The sequence below is a fragment of the Acidobacteriota bacterium genome (genome assembly GCA_016196035.1).
In the GTDB taxonomy this organism is placed as follows: domain Bacteria; phylum Acidobacteriota; class Blastocatellia; order RBC074; family RBC074; genus JACPYM01.
Genome location: JACPYM010000001.1, coordinates 1 through 22,580, shown reverse-complemented (window position 1 = coordinate 22,580; position 22,580 = coordinate 1). Strand labels below are relative to the sequence as shown.

Genomic DNA, 22,580 nt, shown 5'->3' with positions numbered 1-22,580 from the left:
GTTGGCTTTTCACTTCAACGCCTCGTTAGCGACGGTGAGCGCCACGCGCGCCGCCGCCGCGCAGGCACAAGCCAGCGACGAACCGTTTGTATTTTCGCTGGCAACGCAAAAACAAACCGCTTTCAATGAACACTTTATGGCAGAGATTTCTGCCAAGTACGCTTACGACCTAACTTGCTGGAAAAATCACCCGGCTTACGCAGAACTCAGGACTTACGGCGCTTTAGCTGCCTGATTTCTGTTCACAGTATTGAGCTTGACGTATTGCGAGATATGCGGACGATGCTGCGCGATTAGCAAGTATTCGATAAAGCTGGGAATTGATTTGTAGTGCGAGAACTTGTCGCCGTGATCGTTAGCTTCGGTAACAGTTGACGTAATCTCTACGATCAATTGCGGATTGGTCAGTACTTCAACGCCGCCAATCTCTTCAAATTCTGCCAAACCACAAACCGCCGATAAATCAGCGTAACGGTATAGCTGAAGGCAGGGCACTTTAATGCGCATCGTGGAAGCGAAGAGGCGGCAGGCTTTGCTCTTGGGCTGCCAACCCAACGGAAAAATCAGGTTCTCTTCAATGCGACCTTGTTGATCGGCTTCATCGCTGATAACAAGCACCTCGCCATTCCAATACTCAAGCCGGGTTTCGGAGTTACGATCCAATTCCAGATACTGTTCCAAGGTGTAACGATACTTTGGTGGCGCCGTCATTTGCTTTTCCCCTTTCAAGATTGGCGCGACCAGCATACAACCCCGTGCCGCCGCCGCGGGTGTGCGTCAAAGTTTTGCACAAAGGCAAGCCGGGCGGTTGTGGCGCGCGTAGCGCAACCTGCCGAGCATTCGTTTCTACACAAGTCTGACGCTCTGTGTCTTTGCCCTGCAAGGGCAGCATTCAATAGCCGTGGGCAACGCCCACGGTAGGCCGTCAGCAGGTTCTACGGCCCTAAAGGGGCCGGACTCGACGTCGAATGCGGCCCCGGCAGGGCCGAAAATTCTTCCCGAACCGTTCCGTGGGCGTTGCCCACGGCTATTGAATGCTGCCCTTTCAGGGCTTTTCTCGGAGCCGGTAGACTTGTGTAGAAATGAATGCTCGGCAAGTTGCGCTACGCGCGCTGAAACGTTCGTTTCCGCCTACGCAAAACTTTGACGCACACCCCGCCGCCGCTCAACAGTTCCCGCCGCCCGCGCTTCGTGTTACATTCGCCGCGCATTACTACCCATCAAATCACTGAGAGGACAACTTGATGAATACGTTGAAAACGCTCACGCTGGCGCTGTGCCTGGCCGCCCTGACTGCGCTTGCGCAAGACGCGCCGCTCACACCGCTGGCTTTGGAAAAAGCATTGCTCGCCAATCCGACAGGCGAACAGGCCGAACAACTGGCCGCCCGTTTGCGCCAAACCTTCGGCGCGGAGATGGGCAATCTGGCGAAGTTGCCGGGGCCGAAAATTGATGAATTGACCGTCGCCTGGGCCATCGAAATCCCCAATCAAACCGCCGCGCCGCAAATCGTCACGGCGGATGGCGGCTTCACCTTCCGGTTGACGCGCGTGGGCACAACCAATGTGTATGCGGGCGTGAAGCATTTCAACTGGGGCGATGCCGCGTTGTGGCAATACGAATTGACCGATGCCACGGGTACTCATCGCGTGCGGGCAGGGACTGGGCAGTTGGAAACCTACACCACGCCGCCCGAAATGAAAGAGCAGCCCGGCGTGCCCAAGGGCAAGCTGATTCAAATGCCGAAATGGACGAGCAAGGTCTTTGCCGACACGACGCGCGATTGGTGGGTCTATGTGCCCGCGCAATACAACGCCGCGCAACCCGCCGCCGTGATGGTTTGGCAGGATGGGCAGAACGCCCGCAACTACGTGCCGGTCGTTTTCGACAATCTAATTGCCAAAGGCGAAGTGCCCGTCACAGTTTCGATCTTCCTCGCGCCAGGTACTAAAAGCGGCGGCCAGTCGAATCGCAGCTTTGAATACGACACGCTCAGCGATCAATACGTGCGCTTCCTGCTCGAAGAGATTTTGCCCGAAGTCGAAAAGACCTATCCGTTGCGCCACGACGCGGCTTCGCGCGCCATCGCGGGCCTGAGCAGCGGCGGCATCTGCGCCTTCACCGCCGCGTGGGAACGGCCCAACGAATTCCACAAAGTCCTTTCCTGGATCGGCAGTTTCACCAACATCGCCGCCGGCCCGACGGTGCGCGCGGGCGGCCACAATTACGAAGCGATGATTCGCAAGACGCCGCGCAAACCCATTCGCGTGTTTTTGCAGGATGGCTCCAACGACCTGGACAACAACAACGGCAACTGGCCGCTGGCGAATCAGACGCTCGCCAAATCGCTGGCGTTTGCGGGTTATGATTACCGGTTTGTATTTGGGCATGGTTTCCACAGCGACCGGCATGGGCGGGCGGTCTTGCCAGATTCGTTGCGGTGGTTGTGGCGGGATTATCAACGTTGAAGCACGATTGAGCGCGGCACGCTATCAATTTGAGAGATTGTTATGCTCAACATTCAGTGCAAGCACATTTTTCTGACTGTTACCTGGTTGCTTCTTTGCTTTGCTGCGTCCTTGGGCTGGACACCGCAAAAGCCGAAACGAGAGCCGTTCGGCAAAAGCCTGGAACGGGTCAAATGGGATGAACAGAAACAGGCTGCGGTCGAGAAAAAGCGTGAAAACAAGCAGGGCGCGGAGGCAGTAGCAGAAACCATCCGAATGGAAACCTTGCTGGCGGTTTTCGATTTGCTCGTGGTTGATCAGCAAAATCGCATTGTCACTGGTTTGGGAAAGGATGATTTCGAGATTGCAGAGGATAGCGTTCTTCAGCAAGCTGCTACGTTTGCGTTGGAGGATGGTAGCAGCGTGCCGCGCTCAATCGTGTTGATCATAGATTACAGCTCAAGCCAAACTCCTTATTTGAGCAGCAGCATTACGGCTGCTCAAAAATTGGTTGAGCAATTAAAACCGAAAGATCGCATGGCGATTGTGACGGATGACGTTGCGCTCTTGGTTCCTTTTACGGAAGACCGAAAAAGGCTCAAAGACACTTTGGAATCCATCCGCAGACGAGCTTTCAGCGCAGGCGCAGTCGGGCAGAGCGCACAGTACAGTGCCTTGTTTGCTACTTTGCGCGAATTGCTGACTGAGGAAGAACGACCCATCATCATTTTTCAAACGGATGGCGATCAACTGCGTGCGTTGCGGCCAATGCTGCCAAACTTGGCGTATGGATGGAAGCCCCTTTTAGTCGAATTTAGCCTGGAAGACCTGCAAAAATACGCTGACCTCACACATACAACTATCTATTCAATCTATCCTGGCTTGCGGTTAATCGGACTGCCACCGGAAGAACAACTTAACCGCGCTGTGATTATGGCGGAAGAAGTAAATCGAACCGACGCCGCACGCATTCGGGCCAAAAGTCTTGGGCGGCTGACTGCAAGGCCAGGGCTAACTGCGGAGCAAAAGCAGCACGCCCTGACAGGCCACTTGCAACAACAACTCGCGATGAGTTGGCTCGCCGAACAGACGGGCGGCTGGCTGGAATATCTGGAAACGCCCGACCAGGCCGATGTTATCTATGCTCGTATTCTGAACAGCATCAACAAACGCTACATTCTCGGCTATTACCCGACGAACACGGCGCGGGATGGGCGTTGGCGCAAGGTGCAAATCAAAGTGCGCGCGCATCCCGACTATGTTGTGTTGGGGCGCGACCGTTACTTGGTGCCTGCCGAAGAGAAATAGCGTCGAAATTTTCGTTGACTTGCCCACGCAACCTGCGTATCTTCCGCCTTCGTTTTTGCAAGGAGACAATGCCATGTTGGTTACTTACACAACTCTCTTCTCGTAATTCCCCCTGCCGCACCGCCGTTGCCGGGCGGAATTGCCTGCGTTCATTTCAACGTTATCAAACATTATCAATGGTTGGCTAAGCCGCTGTTTGCCGCAGTGTCGCGTGCGCAAGCTTGGCCGTGTTCAGCCTGAACGGGCTGAAGCATTCGCTGACCCTGTGCGGTCGGCTGGGGTTGCTATGAAGAAAGACCTGAAAGAATTTATCAACGAAGCCTTGCTGCAACCGGGGGATTACGTCTCTTACTTCGTCAGCCAGAAGCTGGCCGAGTGGTACCCGGACGCGGCCATCATCGAAAACGAATCTTACGTCTTCAACCTGCACGAATTCGCCGCCGCCGGGCAATGCACGATCTGGCCGCAGGAACCAGTGCACTGCCAGATCGAAACCACCTGGTCGAAGCGCGAGAACAAGTTCGAGCGCGAAATCCAACGCGGCTGGCTGAGCATCCTGTGGCCGGATGCCGAAAGCGGCAAAGAGCATTTTCTGGATGTGCTGTATCTGGAATGGTGTGAGGGCGGTTACTCAACCGAACGGCGCTGGATCATTGCGGAAACGCAGGAGGTGGGCGAACGCTTCCTGCGCGCCGTCTGCGACTATTGCGACGACGTGCATGGCGAAATCCTGGTCTACGAGAATGGCGATTGGCGCAAGGATGATGAACTGTTCGCTTCGATCAAAGGGGCGACGTTCGAGAATCTGATCCTGCCCGCGCAGATGAAGCAGGAATTGCGGGAGGAGTTTCATCGTTTCTTCGCTTCGCGTGAACTGTACGAGCGTCACGGCATTCCGTGGAAGCGCGGCGTTTTGCTGATTGGCCCACCCGGCAATGGCAAGACGCATTTGATCAAGGCGTTGGCCAACGACTTGAAGCTGCCGTGCCTGTACGTCAAAAGCTTCAAGTCGAGCGATGAGCCGGAACAGAACGGTATGCGCGATGTCTTTGCCCGGGCGCGGCGGAGCGCGCCGTGTCTGGTGGTGTTGGAAGATTTGGATACGCTCGTGACGAAGGAAAATCGTGCGTTCCTGCTCAATGAAATGGACGGTTTCGCCAGCAATCACGGCATTCTGGTGCTCGCTTCGACCAATCACCCGGAAAAGCTGGACGCGGCGATTCTGGATCGTCCGAGCCGCTTTGACCGCAAATACCAGTTCACGCCGCCTGCTCCGCCGGAGCGGTTGGCCTATTGCCAAGCCTGGAACCGGACGCTGCAAGCAGAAATGCAGTTGGCGGAGGCTGAGTGCGCCGCGCTGGTCAACGCGACGGAAGGGTTCTCTTATGCGTACCTGAAGGAACTGTTTCTGTCGGCGCTGATGCAATGGATGGTGGCGCAGCGTCCGCAAACATTGGGCAAGCTGCTGTTGGAGCGGGCGGCCTTGGTGGCGGCGCAATTCAGTTCACCGGCGCAGTCATCCGCGAAAGCCAGTCGCGCGGCGGCTGGGCAAGCAAAGCGACCATAGGGAGCGGTTCCGGGGACGCAGGCAATCCGCCTGCGCCCCCGGAAATCGTGCCGCGCAAAACGGGCCGAACAGCCATATTTTCCACCTTGCAGCAGGTGTCTCAGGCCTGCTCACAAGCCACTTTCCCATTGACTCAACCCCTTCAGCCAGCTTAGATTGCCAGCGTTTTGGGTATGTCCCCCACTATCCCTGATTAGCTTGATTCAGATTGAGGCGCGGTTGACGAAACAGTTCCTGGCGAGCGGAATTGTGGGAGCGCGCGCCGTCCCCTCTTGGCCGTTTGGCCGGCTTACAAACAATCAGTCTTGTACGTTTGACAATCAACAACATCTCTCTGGCGTGGCGTCCCCCATGCCTGAACACCCGAACTTCGGACTCGGTCTATCACTATGAACGCAGGCACTATGAACGCACGTCTTCGCTTTGGCACGTTGGCCCTGTTGGTCTTGTTGTGTGGTCTGGCAATCCGGTTTTTACCTGCCCTTTGGTCTGCGGCTGCCGCGCAAGCCACCTCCGTCTTCACCGTTTCGGCGGCCAGCTATGAACCGGCGGTCACGCCCGATTCGATTGCGACGGCCTTTGGCGCGCAATTGGCGACGACGACAGCCGTGGGCGGCGATACCGACCCGAATGCGCCGGGCGTGCAATTGCCGACGACCTTAGGCGGCACCTTTGTCGAAGTGAATGGGCAGCGCGCGGGGCTGTTTTTTGTTTCGCCGAACCAGATCAACCTGCTCGTCCCGGCGAATGTCAGCGCGGGCACGGCGAATGTGCGCGTCGTGGCGGGCAATGGTGTGACTTCGACGGGGACGGTGCTGGTCAACACGGTCAGCCCGGCCATTTTTACGGCCAATGCCGACGGGCGCGGCGTACCGGCGGCGGTGTTGTTGCGGGTCAAACAAGGCGGCGCGCAAAGTTTTGAAACCCTCGCACAATTTGACGCGCGCGCGGGTAAGCTGATTGCCAAGCCGATTGATTTGGGGCCGGAAAGTGATCAAGTCTTTGTGCTGCTCTTTGCCACGGGCCTGCGCCGCGTGGCTGATCCCAACAACGACGGCAATTTGAATGAAAATGTGCGCGCGGTCTTTGCGGGCAGCGCAGCGACACCGCAATTCGCCGGACGTTCGAGCGATCTGGCGGGCCTCGATCAAGTCAACGTTTTAATTCCACGCACGCTGCTGGGACGCGGCAAAGTGTCGTTGTCGCTGAGCGCGCCGGGCGCACCGGCCTCCAATGTGGTCGAACTCGACATCGCGGGTGCTGGTGGAGTTGTGCCGCCGCAATTGACAGGCTTTGGCGCGGGTTCGGCGTTGGCGGGGCAGGTGGTGACGATTGCGGGCAGCGGTTTTGCGACAACGCCGGGTCAGAACCTGGTGCGCATTGGCGATCTCGAAGCGCAAGTCATCACGGCGACGCCTTCGCAACTGGCCGTCATCGTGCCCTTCGGCGCGGAGAGTGCGCCCGTCACGGTGCGCACGCCGTTGGGCGAAACGCGCAGCAACAATCCTCTGCCATTGCGCACCTCGGTGAGCGGTGTGGTCGAAACGACCAATCGCCAGCCGCTGGCCGATGTGACGGTGCAAGTGACTTCACTGGCGAATGGACAGCGCGTGACCACCAAGAGCGGGCCGAATGGCATCTTTGTGGTCGCCGATGCGCCGTTGGGCGGCGCGTTTATCAAGGTCATCGGCTCCAGTCTGGGCACGCAACCGATGCTCGAAACGCTGACGCTGCCCGTTACGATCATCAACAGCCGCGACAATCCCTACATTCAAACCGTCTTTTTGCAACCGCTCAACGGCGCGTCGGCCCAGGTCGGCGGCGGCAATGGTTTGCTGGCGAGCGAAGAGACCACCACGCTCAGCACGCCTGTCTTTGCGCCGTTTGAGCAAATCGAAAACGAAGCGCTGGCGCAACAGAACCCGACACGCATTCAAACCGGCAATGTAATTTTTGAATTGCCGAACAATGCGGCGGTGCTGTTTCCCGACGGCGCGACACGCGGACGTATCACGCTCTCGCAATACGAAAGCAGCCGCTTGCCGGTGAGTTTTCCCGAAGGCATTTTCAGCTCCGCCGTGATTCAGCTTTCGCCACTGGGCACACGCTTCAATCCGGGCGGGAAGCTGACCTTTCCTAACCCCGATGGCTATGCCGCAAACGCGCAAGTGAAGCTGTTCAAGCTTGACCAAAACGAACACAGCGCGACGTTGGGGCAGTTTTTGGAAGTGGGCACGGCCACCGTTTCGGGCGATGGGCAACGCATCGAGACCAGCTCAAACGCCATCACCGAAGCGGCGATTTACTTCGTCGCCAGCGCCCGCCAGACGACGACGGTGATCGGGCGCGCGTTGGATGCCGACCGCACGCCGGTGCGGCGCGCCATGATTCGCGCGCGCGGGCAGGAGCAACTCACCGATGGCAACGGCGGTTTTATTTTGCGCAATGTGCCGGTGTTGCCGGGCACAGATCAACTGACGGTCGAGGCGAGTTTGCTGCGGCCCAATGGGCGCGTCGAACGGTTGACGCGCGCGGGCATTCCGGTCGTCAAAGACGGCATCACCAACGTTTCGCCTGAACTCATTTTCGGCAGCCTGACGGCCAATCAGCCGCCGGTGTTGTTTGCGCCCAACGCTTTCACCGCCAATGCCGGACAGACCAACGATCTGCCGTTCTTTGCCAGCGATGCCGACAGCGATCAGCCGGTCAACGTGACCGTCACGGGCGCAAGCTTCGCCACGATCATTCGCAACGCGACGCTGCCGCACTTGTTCACGCTGCGCCTGACGCCGGTCATTGCCGATGCCGGCGACCGCACCTTGACGCTGACCGCGACCGACAATCAGGGCGCGACGACGACGCAAACCTTGCAACTGACGGTCGTGATTCCGAACCGTCCGCCCGTCGCCAACGACCAGCGCGTCACGACCGACGAAGACACCCCGAAAGCTATCACGCTGACCGCCAGCGATCCCGACAACAGCCCGTTGACGTGGATGATCCTCAGCGCGCCCGCCAAAGGCAGCTTGAGCGGCAGCGCGCCGAATGTGACCTATACGCCGAACAAAGATTTCAACGGCGCGGATTCGTTCACGTTCAAAGTGCGCGACGGCGAATTCGACAGCAACACCGCGACCGTCACGATCACCGTCAACCCCGTCAACGATGCGCCCGTGCTGACGGTGCCGGGCGCGCAAACGGTCAAGGAAGGCGAACTGCTGAGCTTCACCGTGTCGGCCACCGATGTGGATGAAGGGCAGACGCTGAAATTCACCGCGCCCGCGTTGCCCAGCGGCGCGAGCTTTAACGAAACCACGCGCACCTTCACCTGGACGCCGACGTTTGAACAGGCGGGCAGCTTCACCGCGACCTTTGCCGTGATGGACAACGGCACGCCGTCGCGCAGTGATAGCAAGAACGTCACGATTACGGTAACGGATGTAAACCGCGCGCCCACCGCCCGCGCCGCCGAAGTGATGACCGATGAAGACAAGGCGCTGCCGATAGTGCTGGCGGGCAGCGATCCCGACGGCGATACGCTGAGTTTTATGATCGTCGCGCCGCCAATGCACGGCAGCTTGAGCGGCAGCGCGCCGAATCTGACCTATACGCCAGCCAAGGATTACAACGGCGCGGATGCGTTCACCTTCAAGGTCAATGACGGCAAGCTCGACAGCGCGCCTGCGACCATCAGCATCACGGTCAAGCCGGTCAACGATCCGCCTGTGTTGACGGTGCCCGGGCCGCAAACGGTTAAGGAGGGCGAGACGCTGACCTTCACCATTTCCGCCACCGATGTGGATACAGGGCAGACGTTGAAATTCACTGCGGCCAGCGTGCCCAGCGGCGCGAGCTTTAACGATGCCACGCGCACCTTCGCTTGGACGCCGAACTTCGATCAGGCCGGCACCTATACGGTGAGCTTCACGGTGATGGACAACGGTGCGCCGGTGGGCAGCGACACCAAGAGTGTCACGATCACTGTCACCGATGTGAATCGCGCGCCCGTGGCCCGCGCCGCCGAAGTGATGACCGACGAAGACAAGGCGCTGGCGATTGTGCTAGCGGGCAGCGATCCCGATGGCAACACGCTGACTTACGCAGTCGTTACGCAACCGGCCAAAGGCGTGTTGACGGGCACTGCGCCGAATCTGACGTACACGCCGAACAAGGATTACAACGGGCCGGATTCCTTCACGTTCAAAGTGAATGACGGCAAGCTCGACAGCCCTCCGGCGACGATCAGCATCATCGTCAAGCCGGTCAACGATGCGCCGGTCGCCACCGCGCAACAGGTCACGACCGATGAAGACACGGCCAAGGCGATCACGTTGACGGGCAGCGATGTGGATGGCGACGCGCTGACGTTTATGGTTGTCACGCCGCCCGCGCACGGCCTGCTCAGCGGCACTGCGCCCAATCTGACCTATACGCCCGCCATCAATTACAACGGCGCGGATGCGTTCACCTTCAAGGTCAATGACGGCAAGCTGGACAGCGCGCCCGCGCCCGTCAGCATCACCGTGCGCCCGGTGGCCGATCCGCCGCGCGCGACGGCGCAAACCCTAGTGACCGATGAAGACAAGCCTGTTCAGTTCACGCTGGCGGGCGTTGATCCCGATGGCGGCACCTTGCGGTTTATGATCGTGACGCAGCCGCGCAATGGCCTGTTGCTGGGCACGCCGCCCGCGCTGACTTACACGCCGCGCCTTGATTTCAACGGCAGCGACAGCTTCACCTTCAAGGTCAATAACGGTTCGTTCGACAGCCCGCCGGTCACCGTCAACATCACGATCAACGGCGTCAACGATCCGCCGGTGCTGAGCGTGCCCCCGGCCCAAACCGTGGCCGAAGGGCAAACGCTGACCTTCACCGTGTCGGCGACCGATCCCGACAGCCCGGTCATCAAGATCACCGCGCCCAGCCGCCCCAGCGGCGCGAGCTTTATCGAATCGTCGCGCGTCTTCACCTGGACGCCCAACTTCGATCAAGCGGGCACCTATACGGTCAACTTTGTCGCCACCGATGACGGCACGCCCGCGCTGACCGATGCGAAGTCGGTGCAGATCATCGTGACCAACACCAACCGCGCGCCGCGCGCCGACGCCAAGACCGTCACGACCAACGAAGACACGCCGGTGCCGATTGTGTTGAGCGGCAGCGATCCCGATGGCGACGCCATCACGACGATGGTGGTGACGCAACCGCAACGCGGCAAGCTGAGCGGCAATGCGCCCAATCTGACTTACACGCCCAACCAGGATGTGAACGGCACCGACTCGTTCACATACAAGGCGAACGACGGCAGCCTCGATAGTCCGCTGGTGATCGTCACGATCAACATCGCGCCGGTCAACGATGCGCCGGTCTTGAATGTGCCTGGCCCGCAAACCGTCAACGAAGCCGTAAAGCTCAGCTTCAATCTATCGGCCACCGATGTGGACACCGGCCAGACGTTGACGTTCAGTTCGAGCAATCTGCCCAACGGCGCGGCGCTCACGCCCGATGGCATGTTTATGTGGACGCCCACCAACAAACAGGCGGGCAGTTACACCGTCAATTTCACCGCGACCGACAACGGCACGCCCGCGCTCGGCAATTCAAAGAGCGTCGCGATCACGGTCGTCAATCCCGCCCCAGTCGCCGCGTCGCAAAACGTCACGCTGGATGAAGACACGCCCAAAGCCATCGTGCTGGTGGTGAATGATCTTGACGGCGATGCGCTGACTTACACCATCGTCAATGCGCCGCAACACGGTGCGCTGAGCGGCACTGCGCCGAATCTGACCTATACGCCCGCGCTCAATTACAACGGCGCTGACAGCTTCAGCTTCAAGGCCAATGACGGCAGTGTGGACAGCAACACGGCGACCGTCAGCCTGACGATCAATTCGATCAATGACAGACCTGTGCTCAACGTGCCGCCGACACAGGCGGTCAACGAAGGCGTGGCCTTGAGTTTCACCGTCACAGCGACCGATGTGGATGCGGGGCAGACGCTGACGTTCTCCGCCGCCAATGTGCCGCAGGGCGCGAATTTCAATCCGGCCACCGCGACCTTCACCTGGACGCCGACTTTTGCCCAGGCGGGCGATTACACGGTCAACTTCACGGTGACCGACAACGGCACGCCGCCGCTCGCGGATGCCAAAGCGGTGCTCATTCGCGTCGTGAATGTGAATCGCGGGCCGACCGCCAATGCGCAAACGGTCGTGACTGATGAGGACACGGCCAAGCAATTCGCGCTGACCGGCAGCGATCCCGATGGCGATGCGCTGACCTTCACCATCGTCACGCCGCCCACCAAAGGTGCGCTGACGGGCACCGCGCCGAACCTGACTTACACGCCACAGGCCAATGTGAACGGCGCGGATGCGTTCACTTTCAAGGTCAGCGACGGCAGCACCGAAAGTGCCGTGGCGACGGTTAGCATCACGATCAATCCGGTCAACGATAAACCCACGATCACGGTGCCGGGCGCGCAAACCGTGGCCGAAAACCAACTGCTGACGTTCAGCGTCCTGGGCAGCGATGTTGACACGGGCCAGACCTTGACGCTTTCGGCGGCCAATGTGCCGTCGGGCGCGAGCTTCGCGCCAGCGACGGGGGTCTTCAGTTGGACGCCCAACTTCACGCAAGCCGGTTCTTACACGGTGACCTTCACGGTGGCTGACAATGGCACGCCGCAACTCACCGATGCCAAGACGGTCACGATCACGGTCACCGACACGCAACGCGCGCCGACGGCCAACGGCCAGCAGGTCATGACTGACGAAGACACGGCGCTGCCCATCGTGTTGACGGGTAGCGATCCCGATGGCGATCCGTTGACGTTCATGATCGTCACGCCACCGGCCAACGGCAGCTTGAGCGGCACCGCGCCGAACGTGACCTATACGCCGCGCGCCAATTTCAACGGGGCGGATGCGTTCACGTTCAAGGTCAATGACGGCAAGGCCGACAGCAATACGGCGACGGTGAGCATCACCGTCAAACCCGTCAACGACGCGCCCGTGGCGACGCCGCAGTCCGTGCAAGCCGTCGAAGACACCGCCAGGCCCATCACGCTGACGGGCACTGATGTGGACGGCGACACGCTGACGTTTATGGTCGTCACGCCGCCCGCGAAAGGCACGCTGTCGGGTACCGCGCCGAATCTGACTTACACGCCGAACGCGAATGCGACGGGCGAGGATGCGTTCACCTTCAAGGTCAATGACGGCAAGGTGGACAGCGCCGCCGCCACGGTGAGCATCACCATTGGCGCGGTCAACGATCCGCCGGTCGCCAACGCGCAACAAATAACGACAGATGAAGACGCGAGCAAACAGATCGTGCTGACGGCCAGTGATCCCGACAACGATCCGCTGACGTTTGTGATTGTCACGCCGCCCGCGCATGGCACGCTCAACGGCAACGCGCCGAATCTGTTGTATCTGCCGAATCCGAATTACAACGGCGCGGACTCGTTCACCTTCAAGGCCAATGACGGTAAGGTGGACAGCAACGTCGCCACGGTCAGCCTGACGATCAATCCCATCAACGATCCGCCCATCATCCTCGTGCCCGGCGCGCAGATGGTGGATGAAGGCACGCAATTGCAATTCACCGTCACGGCCAGCGATGTGGATGGCACGACGCCCACGCTGAGTGCGCCGAATCTGCCGACGGGCGCGGCGTTCAATGCGTCAACGGGTTTGTTCAGTTGGACGCCGAACTTCGATCAGATGGGTACTTATACGCTCAACTTCACGGCGACCGACAACGGCACGCCGCCCTTGAGCGACACCAAAGCGGTGACGATCACGGTCAAAGATGCGCGCCGCACACCCATCGCCAACGGCCAGCAAGTCACGACCGATGAGGACACGGCGAAACCGATTACGCTGACCGGCAGCGATCCCGACAATGTGACGATCACCTTTATGATCGTCAGCCAGCCGCAACACGGCACGCTGACGGGCACGCCACCCGCCGTGATGTATGTCCCGGCGGCCAATTACAACGGGCCGGATGTGTTTACCTTCAAGGTCAACAACGGCGCGCTCGACAGCACGCCCGCGACGGTCAACATCACGGTCAACCCGATCAACGATGCGCCCACCATCAGCGCGCCGGATGCGCGCACCGCGACCGAGGGCGAAACGATCAGCTTCACCGTCACCAGCGCGGATGTGGACACCGGGCAAACGCTCACGCTTAAAGCGACCGGCTTGCCGCCTGGAGCGACGTTCGATCCGGGGACGGGTGTGTTCAGTTGGACGCCCGCCTTCAACCAATCGGGCAGCTATTCAGTGACTTTCATGGTGACCGACAACGGCACACCGCCGCTCAGCGCGATGAAGACGACGACCTTCACCATCAACGACATCAATCGTCCGCCGATTGCCAACAGCTTCCCGGTTACCGTCACCGAAGACACCGCGACGCCGATCACCTTGACCGGCAGCGATCCCGATGGCGACACCTTCACCTTTGCCGTCGTCGCGCAACCCATGCACGGCACGTTGACGGGCACTGCGCCGAATCTGACATACACTCCGGCGCTCAATTACAACGGGCCTGATTCGTTCACCTTCAAGACCAATGACGGCAAGGTGGATAGCGTCAATGCGCTGGTCACGATCACCGTGAATCCGGTCAACGACAAACCCGTTATCACCGTGCCCGGCGCGCAAAATGTCACTGCCGGTCAAACGGTGAATTTCACCGTCACGGCCAGCGATGTGGACACCGGCGATGTCATCACGCTGTCGGCGGCGAACGTGCCACAAAGTGCGACATTCAATGCGGCGACCGGCGTATTCAACTGGACGCCGAGCGCGGCTGCCACGGTCACGGTCAGTTTCACCGCGACTGACAACGGCACGCCGCAGATGAGCGACACCAAGACGGTCACAATCACTGTCGGTGCCGTCAACAATCGTCCACCCAGTTGCACAAATGTGTCGGCCACGACGGACGAAGATGTGGCGAAGCAATTTGCGCTGACGTGCAGCGATCCTGAGAACGCGGCCTTGAGTTATAGCATCGTCACGCCACCGCAAAGCGGCACGGTGACGCTCAATGGTGCGACGGCCACCTATACGCCGAATCAAAACTTCAACGGCCAGGACAGCTTCACGTTTAAGGCGAACGACGGCAGCCTGGATAGCCCGGCGGCGACGGCCACGATCACGGTCACGCCGGTGTGCGATCCGCCCGTGCTGACCGTGCCCGGCGCGCAAACCGTAGCCATCGGCGATGAACTCATCTTCACCGTCACGGCCAGCGATCCTGACACCACGGCGTTGACCTTGACGGCGACGAATTTGCCGAGCGGCGCGACCTTCATTCAAACAGGCAATGCGGGTGAATTCCGCTGGCGTCCGGCGGCGGGCACGCCTACCGGCCCGGTCACAGTGACCTTCAGTGTGACCGATGATTGCGTTCCAACAGCGTTGATGGACAGCAAAACCGTCACCATCACCGTCTCACAAACTTCGCAGGAATGGGCGCAACTGACCGGCCCCGAAGGCGGCAAGATCATTGCGCTGGCAACCGTCAACAGCACCAACCTCTTTGCGGCGACGCAAGGCGGCGGTATCTTCCGCACGACGAACAACGGCGGCGCGTGGACGCCCGTCAACAAGGGCCTGACCAATCTGAAAGTTCTGACACTGGCTGCGCGCAACGGCGTGTTGTATGCGGGCACCGAGGGCGACGGCGTGTTCCGTTCGCTGGATAACGGTGATAACTGGTCACCCTTCAACACCGGGCTGAACGATTCGTTTGTGTTTTTCCTGGCGGCCAGCGACACGTATTTATATGCGGTGACGGGCGCGACCAATTTCAGCAACCAGACGATTCAACGCACGCCTTTGAACGAAGCCGGCTGGGCGGCCTTTAACACCAACCTGGTTGCCAATGTTTTCAGCGACCTGCAACTGGCGGGCACGAAGCTTTTTGCCGCCACGCTGGTGGATGGCGTCTTTGCGACGGATGCGAGCACGGCGGGCTGGAGCGCATTCAACACCGGCTTCCCCAACAACGAACCGCCGTTCATCAATTCGCTGACCGCCAGCGGCACGACGCTTTTCGCCGGGACTGACGCGGGCGTGTTCAGTACGCCCACGGACAGCGCCGCCTGGACGACCTTCAACACCGGCCTGGATGCCAGCGCCCGCATCGTCACCGTCGAAGCGCTCGGCACGAATTTGTATGCGCGTGCCGAACGGCTGATGATCCAACCCGTGGCGAGCACGCTTTACGACGTAGTCAAATCGCCGGTGGCGCGCGCCAGTTGGTCAACCGTGAACACGGGCATCTTCAACCGCGCGGTCAATACCTTCGCCCAAACGGATGGCAACATCTTCGCGGGTACCGAAGGCAGCGGCGTCTTCCGCACGACGGACGCGGGCGCGAATTGGGCACAAGCCAACAGCGGTCTAAACGCCGCGTTCATCCTCTCGTTGTTTGTGAAAGACACCTTGCTCTTCGCGGGCCTGGACGGCGGCGGCATTTATGTCAGCAGCAACAACGGGCAAAGCTGGACGGCGGCCAACACCGGCTTGACCGATTTGTTCCCCTTCGGCGCGAACGCCTTTGCGACCGATGGCACGGCGCTGTATGCCGGGACGAATGGGCGCGGCGTCTATCGTTCAACCGACAACGGCGCGAACTGGACTTCGTTCAATGATGCCGGGTTCACCAACACCGTCGTCAAAGATTTGCTCATCAGCAGCAACAAACTCTTTGCCGCGACGGGGGACACCGGCTTGTACAACAGCCCCTTGAGCAGCCCGGTCTGGACGTCCGTCAGCGTCAGCGGCTTCACCGTCGAAGCCACGGCCTTGTTCAAAACGGCGGCCAACCTCTTCCTAGGCACAGGCAGCGGCACCGTGTATCGCAGCAGCGATTTGACCGGTACGTCATGGGCGCAGGTCGGCAGCGGCCTCGAAGCGGGCATCCCGATTACCTCGTTCGCCTTGCGCGGCGCAACGAATCTTTTCACCGGGCGCAACGGCGATGGCGCCTGGCGTTCGACCAACAACGGCGACCTCTTCACGCGCATGGTCAACGGCCTGGATAACCAAAACGTGGTGGGTTTGCGCAGTGATGCCACGCGCCTCTATGCGGCGACCAATGGCGGCGGCGTCTATGTCACCACCGACGACGGCGCGAACTGGAAACAGATCATCATCAATCTGACCAATTTGCGCACTCGCGCCATTACTATCAAAGACAACGTGATCTTTGTGGGCACCGAAGGCAGCGGCATCTATAACCGGCCTGTGAAGGATTGATTTTATCGCCCAGCGGGGCCTGGCGCAGAACGCACGCCGCGCCCCGCTCATCTATTCGCTTACTCCCCTGCTATCACACCCAAACAGGGGTGATAATATACTTGACACACAAGGCTCTTTTTGCTAAAGTACGCTTATGGAAAAAGAGCTTTACCAACCCAAAACAATTCAAGACGCCATCAAGTTCTTTGCTGACCAAGACACTTGCTTACAATACATGATTCCGCTGCGTTGGCCTAGTGGAGTCACTTGCCCATTTTGTCAGGGCGTAGAGCATAGCTTCATTACTACGCGCCGGATTTGGCGTTGCAAGGGCTGCAAAAAACAGTTTTCCATCAAGCATAGCAGCATCATGGAAGACTCACCTTTAGGTTTGGACAAATGGCTTGTCGCCATGTGGTTGATTATCAATGCCAAGAACGGTATTAGCTCTTGGGAAATTCATCGGGCACTTGGTATTACGCAAAAGAGCGCATGGTTCCTCGCACATCGTATTCGCCTCGCCTTTCAAACTGGCTCATTTACGGTTATGTCTGAGCAGGTTGAAGCTGACGAAACCTTTGTTGGCGGCTTGGCGAAGAACATGCATCACGACCGCCGCGAGCAAATCATTCAAGGCCGTGGTGGCGTTGGCAAAGCCATCGTTATGGGCATCCTTGAACGTCACGAGACAGAAGGCGCAAGCCAAGTGCTGGCAACCGTGATTCCTGACCGTTCAGCCGATACCCTGCAAGAGCAAATCTATTCCAACGTTGAACCCGGTAGCCAAGTCTGCACCGATGATTGGACAGGCTACAACGGTTTGAATGAAGACTACGCTCACAGCGTTGTTAATCACTCTGCCAAGCAATACGTGGTAGGAGATGCGCATACGAATGGTTGCGAAAACTTCTGGACGCTATTCAAACGTTGCGTCAAAGGCACTTGGGTTAGCGTCGAAGATGAGCATCTACATCGTTACGTTGCGGAACAGGAGTTCCGCTTTAATGAACGCAGTGGCAAAGACAATGACCGCTTCGTTAAAACCGTCCGCAATATCGGCGACAAGCGCATCATCTACAAGCAACTGATTGAACGCGGTAGCGCCCCCGTGGGCCGTCGTGGTAGAATCCCACAACGGAATCAAGATGAACACGCCGAAACCGATCAACCCTGACCGCTTGCCTGAACTTATCGAAGATGAGAACAGCTTTGAGCGTTTTGACGAACTCGCCAGAAAATTGCTTCGTGTTTCAAAGTCTGAGATAGAGGAAAGGCAAACTGAATATGAACAGCAGCCAAAACATCATGGGAAAGACCCATTCAGAAACAAGATCATTCCTGCTTAGCGTACCCTTTTACGTTTTTTTGAGCGTGGGCTTATAGGTAAATCCAGACCGGGTATGTATTGAGGGCCAACCGCAATGTCCTGACTGTTATCTCTTGTTATCATCTGCTTAAGACCAGTCACATCTGAATACGATAGGTCTAATTTAGTATCTGGCGTCATCTGATCGCTAGTCAACCCTTTAAGAAGAAATTCTAGGTGACAAGAGATTCTACCCCCATTAGCTAAGGGCTTTTCCTTGAACTTCTCAAAACAAGTGTCTGAGGGGCGCAACACATACGGGGACGGTGAGTTGCCGCTCAAAACAATCGGCTTAGGAAAATAAACAGGAGCAACCTCAATCTCCGCCCTATTGGGAATGGCTATTTTTAACAGCCAACTGTCAGCAATACTGTCCGCTCCCTTATTTGTAAAAGTCAGCCACAGAGTAATCATCGCGGCGGTTTTATTCCCTGGTGCGGGGCCTCTACTGACTCGTAAAAACTGACCTTGAAGGTCAGGGCCATTTTTCTTTTTCTCGACTAAAAGGTCTTGTTTTACTGTCAGCAAGTCCTGCTTTACGACTGCAAGATTATTTTTTACGTCGGAGAGATTCTGCCTAGCCTCGCTAACCTGGTGGCGCTCATCTCGCCAAGCTAGAAAAAACGCTACCAATAAGAAAGCGACCACAAAGACCAAAAAATAAGTACGTCTAGTCATTTCTTTCTTCATAAGACGCTCAACGACTGAAATGATGGCTGTCACTACACCACCAGTAGCTAATGCTTGCCAGCTACTCAAGACTGCCAATACGAATGCGCCGATGTCAGAAAAAAGCTGTCCCATACGGACTAGCATGTTCTAAAAAAAGACTGTGTGTCAAGTATATTATCACCCAAGTTTGATGTAACATTTGTGCCTGGCCAAAGCATCAAGCAGCGGCAACGAAATATGTTTCAGCAATTGAGTTACCCGATTGCTAGCCGGAGGCTCGTTCTCCTGGGGGATTTATGGTTACGCTAGTAATATCTTACCTTCGGCAGCTAACCGCCAAGCATCCGGTCATGCTATTTACCGTCTTTCGTCTTTGCGCTTCGGCCTTTAGGAATTGCCGGAAACTCCACAACATCTTGTGATCTCAAACCCCGAAGAGCTTGAAGCCTTCGAGATCGAGCCAGATGCGTTGAAACAGATGCGTAATGTTCGTGATCCCTTAACAGCGCCGTTTGGGGACTTTAAGCTTGTTGTTGAAGCCCTCTTGAAAACCGCTCGTCTGGCGGTCGAGAAAATAGTTGGTGATCTCATCGAGCCAGTTATCAAGCGTCGTCAAAAAGGAAGCAAAGCATATCAAGCCACTCTATTTAACGCGACCAATCCAGTTGGTGATGGCGCGTTTGGCCGACTCTTTACTCTGCTCGGCGTCAAAGATCGCACTCAACTCTTCGCGCAGGTCATCGGCTTTGCGTAGATCAGGTGCGCATTCCAACAGCAGCGCAACGGCTTGCTCCTGCTCCGGCTCAAGATCAGCGGCGTTGCACCGAAACGGCCACAGCGTGCCTTTGAGCAGTTTGTATTCTTCTTCATCGAGTTCTTGCTTCAATTCGCGCAACTGGCTTTTGCGCAACTTGTCGGCGCACTCACGGTACGCCTTGGCGACATGAAACCGGTCAATCACTACACGGGCTTGCGTGATCTCTTCTTTGACCGCATTCGTGTAGCCTTCATACCTGTCGGCGCAGACCCGCTCACTGCTCGCCCGCAATTTGAGCGGGATCGAACGCAAGAAGGTCACCACCGTCTCTTTCTTCCGATTGGCAAGCACGCCGAGCAACGCAATGTCGCCATTCCCACGCCGCAAAGTGACGATCACGACGAAATCGCGGTGCCCTTTGCGCAGCGCGATCTCATCCATCCCGATGACTTTCAGTGCCGTGAACTCGCGCCAGTTGACCGCGCGCGCCACGCCTCGCTTGATCGCCCCCAGGACCGCGTCATAACTGGCTTCCTGCTTGCGCGCCACATCACTGACCGTGCTATTGATCAACTGCCGCAGCAGGGATTGATCAAAGGCTTTCGTGTGCGGCGCGCGCGGCTCGCACCAAGCGCACTGCTGCCTGGTAGTCGGATGATCGTCGCAAGTCGGACAGCGGTAACGCTTCGGGCGCAACTCAATGAACACGCGCTGCGCCAGAATCGGCAAATGCCGCAAGCGGAGCGGATCATCGTAGCTGTGAAATTCAAAGGTCTTCTCTCCACATCGGGAGCAGATCGCACAAGCACCTACGAGAAAGTAATCCGGTATTTTGAGCCCACTCCCTTGAGTACCTCAAATAACTCATTGGTTAGGGTCTTGAAGTTCTGGTAGGCGTTTAGTGGTAACCACTCGTACTTAATTTTGCGCCAGAGTAACTCGATCAGGTTCAGTTCCGGCGAGTAAGACGGCAAGAACTTGAAGTACAAACCGTCAGCTTCCCAGCGTTCGCGTTCCGCTTCAAATTCTTCGCTGGTGTGAATTGGGGCGTTGTCAATTACCACTACTGCGGGTTTGCGGCGGCGCTGGATGAAGAGTTCGAAGCAGTGCACCACGGTGTGCGTATCAATCGTGCCGGTGAAGGCAGGTGTGCGTATCAATCGTGCCGGTGAAGGCAAATGAATGAAAGCATTGGCGCAGATTGAAAAAGCCCAGAATGTTTTGGCGCGGCCCGTGCGCCGTGGCCAGTTCAAGGCGCTCGCCGACGCGCTGCCAGGCATAGGGCACGCTCGGCTGTAGGGTGAAGCCGGCTTCGTCGAAGTACCACATGTCGAAGTCGCTGCCCGGCTGTAAGGCCGCCACCCGGAGTTGCGCAAGTTCCCCCTGGGCCGCGCGAAATTCGTCTGCATCGCGGAAAAGGCGCAGACTGCGGCGCGCACGCTTCCAGACATAGCCGCCAGTTTTGCGAATGAAGCGCAACGTGTCCTGGCTAATGACTTTTCCGATTTCGGCGGCGATGCGTTGCAAGCCGTGCTTGGTGGAACGCGGTTCCGCGCGCACTAACTCAATGGCGCGCGCCTGTTCGGCTTCGTCCAGCTTGGGCGGGCGGCCATTGCGCGAGTCATCGTCCAGTCCGTCGAACTGGTACTCGCCCCACCAATCGAGCCATTGGCTCACGCGGTCGCGGTCAACTTCAAAGAGGGCGGCGAACTGGTCGAGGGTGTAGCCGCGGGCGCTCAAGAGAATCGCCTGGGCGCGTTGCCGCGGGCGCCAGCGCAGATCAGTTTTGTAAATATCGAGTAACTGACCACGTTGTTCGGCAGAAAGTTCTTTTACGAATTTAGTCGGAGTTTTCATAACTTCGCTATTCTACCCGATAACTTTTGCCCAGGTGCTTAATGCCGCTCGCCCCCGATGTCCACGCCTGCCGCGCGCTCGTTGAGCCGATTCAACTCGCCGCTCGTCCGCGCCTTGACCGCGCGTCCGCCGGGCGCTACGAATTTCTTGTTACTCTTGTTACTCTTGTTACTCTTGTTACTCTTGTTACGCAGCGACGGGTTGCCGGGCGTCTTCTTCATGGCTTGGTCTCCTTTGGGAATTCGGGTGGCTGACCTCAGCCGGCGCGGCAGTCTGACTTAAACGTACTCTCTTAATCGGGAGCGGCAACGAGGAGCGCTCCTCGTGTCGTCACCACTGACCTGCTCACAGACTGCCGGGACCAAACTCCGGTGCGGGCTTACTACTTCAGCACCAATGCGGCGACGGCCTCTTCAACCGGCTGCGGTCGGCAGCCATTCTGTCCCTCGTGCCTGCCGCTGTCCATCAGTTTCATACCCCCCTGTGCAGGCTTTGCCTGAAGAATTACTCCGGTGCAACGAATGTTCGGCACGGCCTCCTTTTACAAGAGTAAGTTGGTGGTTAATCTTGATCGTAATACTTGCTTGGTTCTGACGTTCTTCCATCCGCTAGATCACAGAGACGGCGAAAACCCGAAAGCATGATGAACCAGCCATCCTCTCCTACTGTTTCAATCACCTTACTCTTCACCGTTGGGCGATCAACCAGCTTATCCTGTTTTAATAAGTAAACAATATCATCCAAATCTTTTTGCCGACCAGCATTAAACTTCAAGATGACCAACCATTCCGGCGTCACCAAGCGTAAACCATTGGGCAAGACAACGGCGTCCGTTAAGGCCGCGCGATAAAATTTTTGGTAGCCATCATTGCGTACAATCCAGTCAATGGGGACATTATATCTGCCGATTTGCAACGTATAATTACTTCCCCCGAAACTGAGCCGATGCAGCGGTGTCAGAGATAAGTTTTTGGAAGCAATAATATCTACATCTTTCGTCAAGCGTGAACTGCCATATAAATACATGGCTAATCCGCCAACAATGGCCCAGGCGATCTCCTCTTGCGCTGCCAATTGCCCCATTTGTTGTGCGGCTTCCACGCCCGTATCTGTAGCAATCATCGGCTGGGCGACGCTTTGGGTAACCCGCTCGACAATCCGCTGGTAATCATTTTCACTCATCTATTCGCTCCATTGTAATAGAGTTATTGTGATGTTTGCGTTCAACAACTTAGCCTAAAATTCCAGAGTCCCGCGCAGACCCCTAAAGTAACGTTGTATAAATCAAGGTCATGCATACGTAGACGATCTGATAAAATTCGATAGCGCTTCAATCCGG

15 protein-coding genes are annotated in these 22,580 nt (G+C 57.7%); 6 read left to right on the top strand and 9 right to left on the bottom strand.

Translation table 11 applies throughout. The features are described 5' to 3' along the window. Nucleotides 1-213: 213 nt before the first annotated feature. A complete protein-coding gene (locus HY011_00075; protein MBI3421324.1) occupies nucleotides 214-747 on the bottom strand; it encodes a Uma2 family endonuclease in 534 nt (177 codons plus the stop codon). A gap of 497 nt (nucleotides 748-1,244) precedes the next feature. Between HY011_00075 and HY011_00070 the strand changes: the two genes are divergently transcribed. Beyond that, the gene (locus tag HY011_00070) at nucleotides 1,245-2,468 is read left to right on the top strand and encodes an esterase family protein (protein MBI3421323.1); all 1,224 of its coding nucleotides are present in this window, start codon (nucleotides 1,245-1,247) and stop codon (nucleotides 2,466-2,468) included. Between the two features lie 24 nt (nucleotides 2,469-2,492). Here the strand turns inward: HY011_00070 and HY011_00065 are convergent, their stop codons facing one another. Beyond that, nucleotides 2,493-2,837 (bottom strand): hypothetical protein, encoded by a 345-nt coding sequence (locus tag HY011_00065; GenBank protein ID MBI3421322.1) that lies wholly within the window; start codon nucleotides 2,835-2,837, stop codon nucleotides 2,493-2,495. On the opposite strand from HY011_00065, the gene HY011_00060 reads away from it, so the two are divergent. From HY011_00060 to HY011_00040, 5 genes are all read left to right on the top strand, one after another. Further along, a complete protein-coding gene (locus HY011_00060; GenBank protein MBI3421321.1) occupies nucleotides 2,724-3,755 on the top strand; it encodes a VWA domain-containing protein in 1,032 nt (343 codons plus the stop codon). The two genes, HY011_00065 and HY011_00060, sit on opposite strands and share 114 nt — an antisense overlap. A 286-nt stretch (nucleotides 3,756-4,041) precedes the next feature. Beyond that, nucleotides 4,042-5,322 (top strand): ATP-binding protein, encoded by a 1,281-nt coding sequence (locus tag HY011_00055; GenBank protein ID MBI3421320.1) that lies wholly within the window; start codon nucleotides 4,042-4,044, stop codon nucleotides 5,320-5,322. A gap of 404 nt (nucleotides 5,323-5,726) precedes the next feature. Continuing rightward, entirely contained in the window at nucleotides 5,727-16,607 is a 10,881-nt protein-coding gene (locus HY011_00050) for a tandem-95 repeat protein (protein ID MBI3421319.1), read from the top strand. 136 nt (nucleotides 16,608-16,743) lie between these two features. Further along, nucleotides 16,744-17,763, top strand: a complete 1,020-nt coding sequence (locus HY011_00045; protein ID MBI3421318.1) for an IS1595 family transposase — start codon at nucleotides 16,744-16,746, stop codon at nucleotides 17,761-17,763. Beyond that, nucleotides 17,735-17,935 (top strand): hypothetical protein, encoded by a 201-nt coding sequence (locus HY011_00040; GenBank protein MBI3421317.1) that lies wholly within the window; start codon nucleotides 17,735-17,737, stop codon nucleotides 17,933-17,935. Before HY011_00045 ends, HY011_00040 begins: the two co-directional genes overlap by 29 nt. Here HY011_00040 and HY011_00035 read toward each other — a convergent pair. The 7 genes from HY011_00035 to HY011_00005 form a co-directional block, all read right to left on the bottom strand. Next, nucleotides 17,932-18,759: a hypothetical protein gene (locus HY011_00035; GenBank protein MBI3421316.1), complete on the bottom strand. Its 828-nt coding sequence runs from the start codon at nucleotides 18,757-18,759 to the stop codon at nucleotides 17,932-17,934. The genes HY011_00040 and HY011_00035 overlap by 4 nt on opposite strands. Nucleotides 18,760-19,126: 367 nt before the next feature. Beyond that, nucleotides 19,127-19,243 carry a transposase gene (locus HY011_00030; GenBank protein MBI3421315.1) on the bottom strand — a complete coding sequence of 39 codons (117 nt, stop codon included), beginning with the start codon at nucleotides 19,241-19,243 and terminating at the stop codon, nucleotides 19,127-19,129. A gap of 27 nt (nucleotides 19,244-19,270) precedes the next feature. Continuing rightward, the gene (locus tag HY011_00025) at nucleotides 19,271-20,215 is read right to left on the bottom strand and encodes an ISL3 family transposase (GenBank protein MBI3421314.1); all 945 of its coding nucleotides are present in this window, start codon (nucleotides 20,213-20,215) and stop codon (nucleotides 19,271-19,273) included. Continuing rightward, entirely contained in the window at nucleotides 20,194-20,544 is a 351-nt protein-coding gene (locus HY011_00020; GenBank protein ID MBI3421313.1) for a transposase, read from the bottom strand. The genes HY011_00025 and HY011_00020 overlap by 22 nt, the downstream gene beginning before the upstream one ends. Continuing rightward, entirely contained in the window at nucleotides 20,510-21,241 is a 732-nt protein-coding gene (locus HY011_00015) for an IS630 family transposase (protein ID MBI3421312.1), read from the bottom strand. The genes HY011_00020 and HY011_00015 overlap by 35 nt, the downstream gene beginning before the upstream one ends. A 38-nt stretch (nucleotides 21,242-21,279) precedes the next feature. After that, nucleotides 21,280-21,462 carry a hypothetical protein gene (locus HY011_00010; protein ID MBI3421311.1) on the bottom strand — a complete coding sequence of 61 codons (183 nt, stop codon included), beginning with the start codon at nucleotides 21,460-21,462 and terminating at the stop codon, nucleotides 21,280-21,282. A 340-nt stretch (nucleotides 21,463-21,802) separates the two neighbouring features. Continuing rightward, nucleotides 21,803-22,423 carry a hypothetical protein gene (locus tag HY011_00005; protein ID MBI3421310.1) on the bottom strand — a complete coding sequence of 207 codons (621 nt, stop codon included), beginning with the start codon at nucleotides 22,421-22,423 and terminating at the stop codon, nucleotides 21,803-21,805. Nucleotides 22,424-22,580 lie beyond the last annotated feature (157 nt).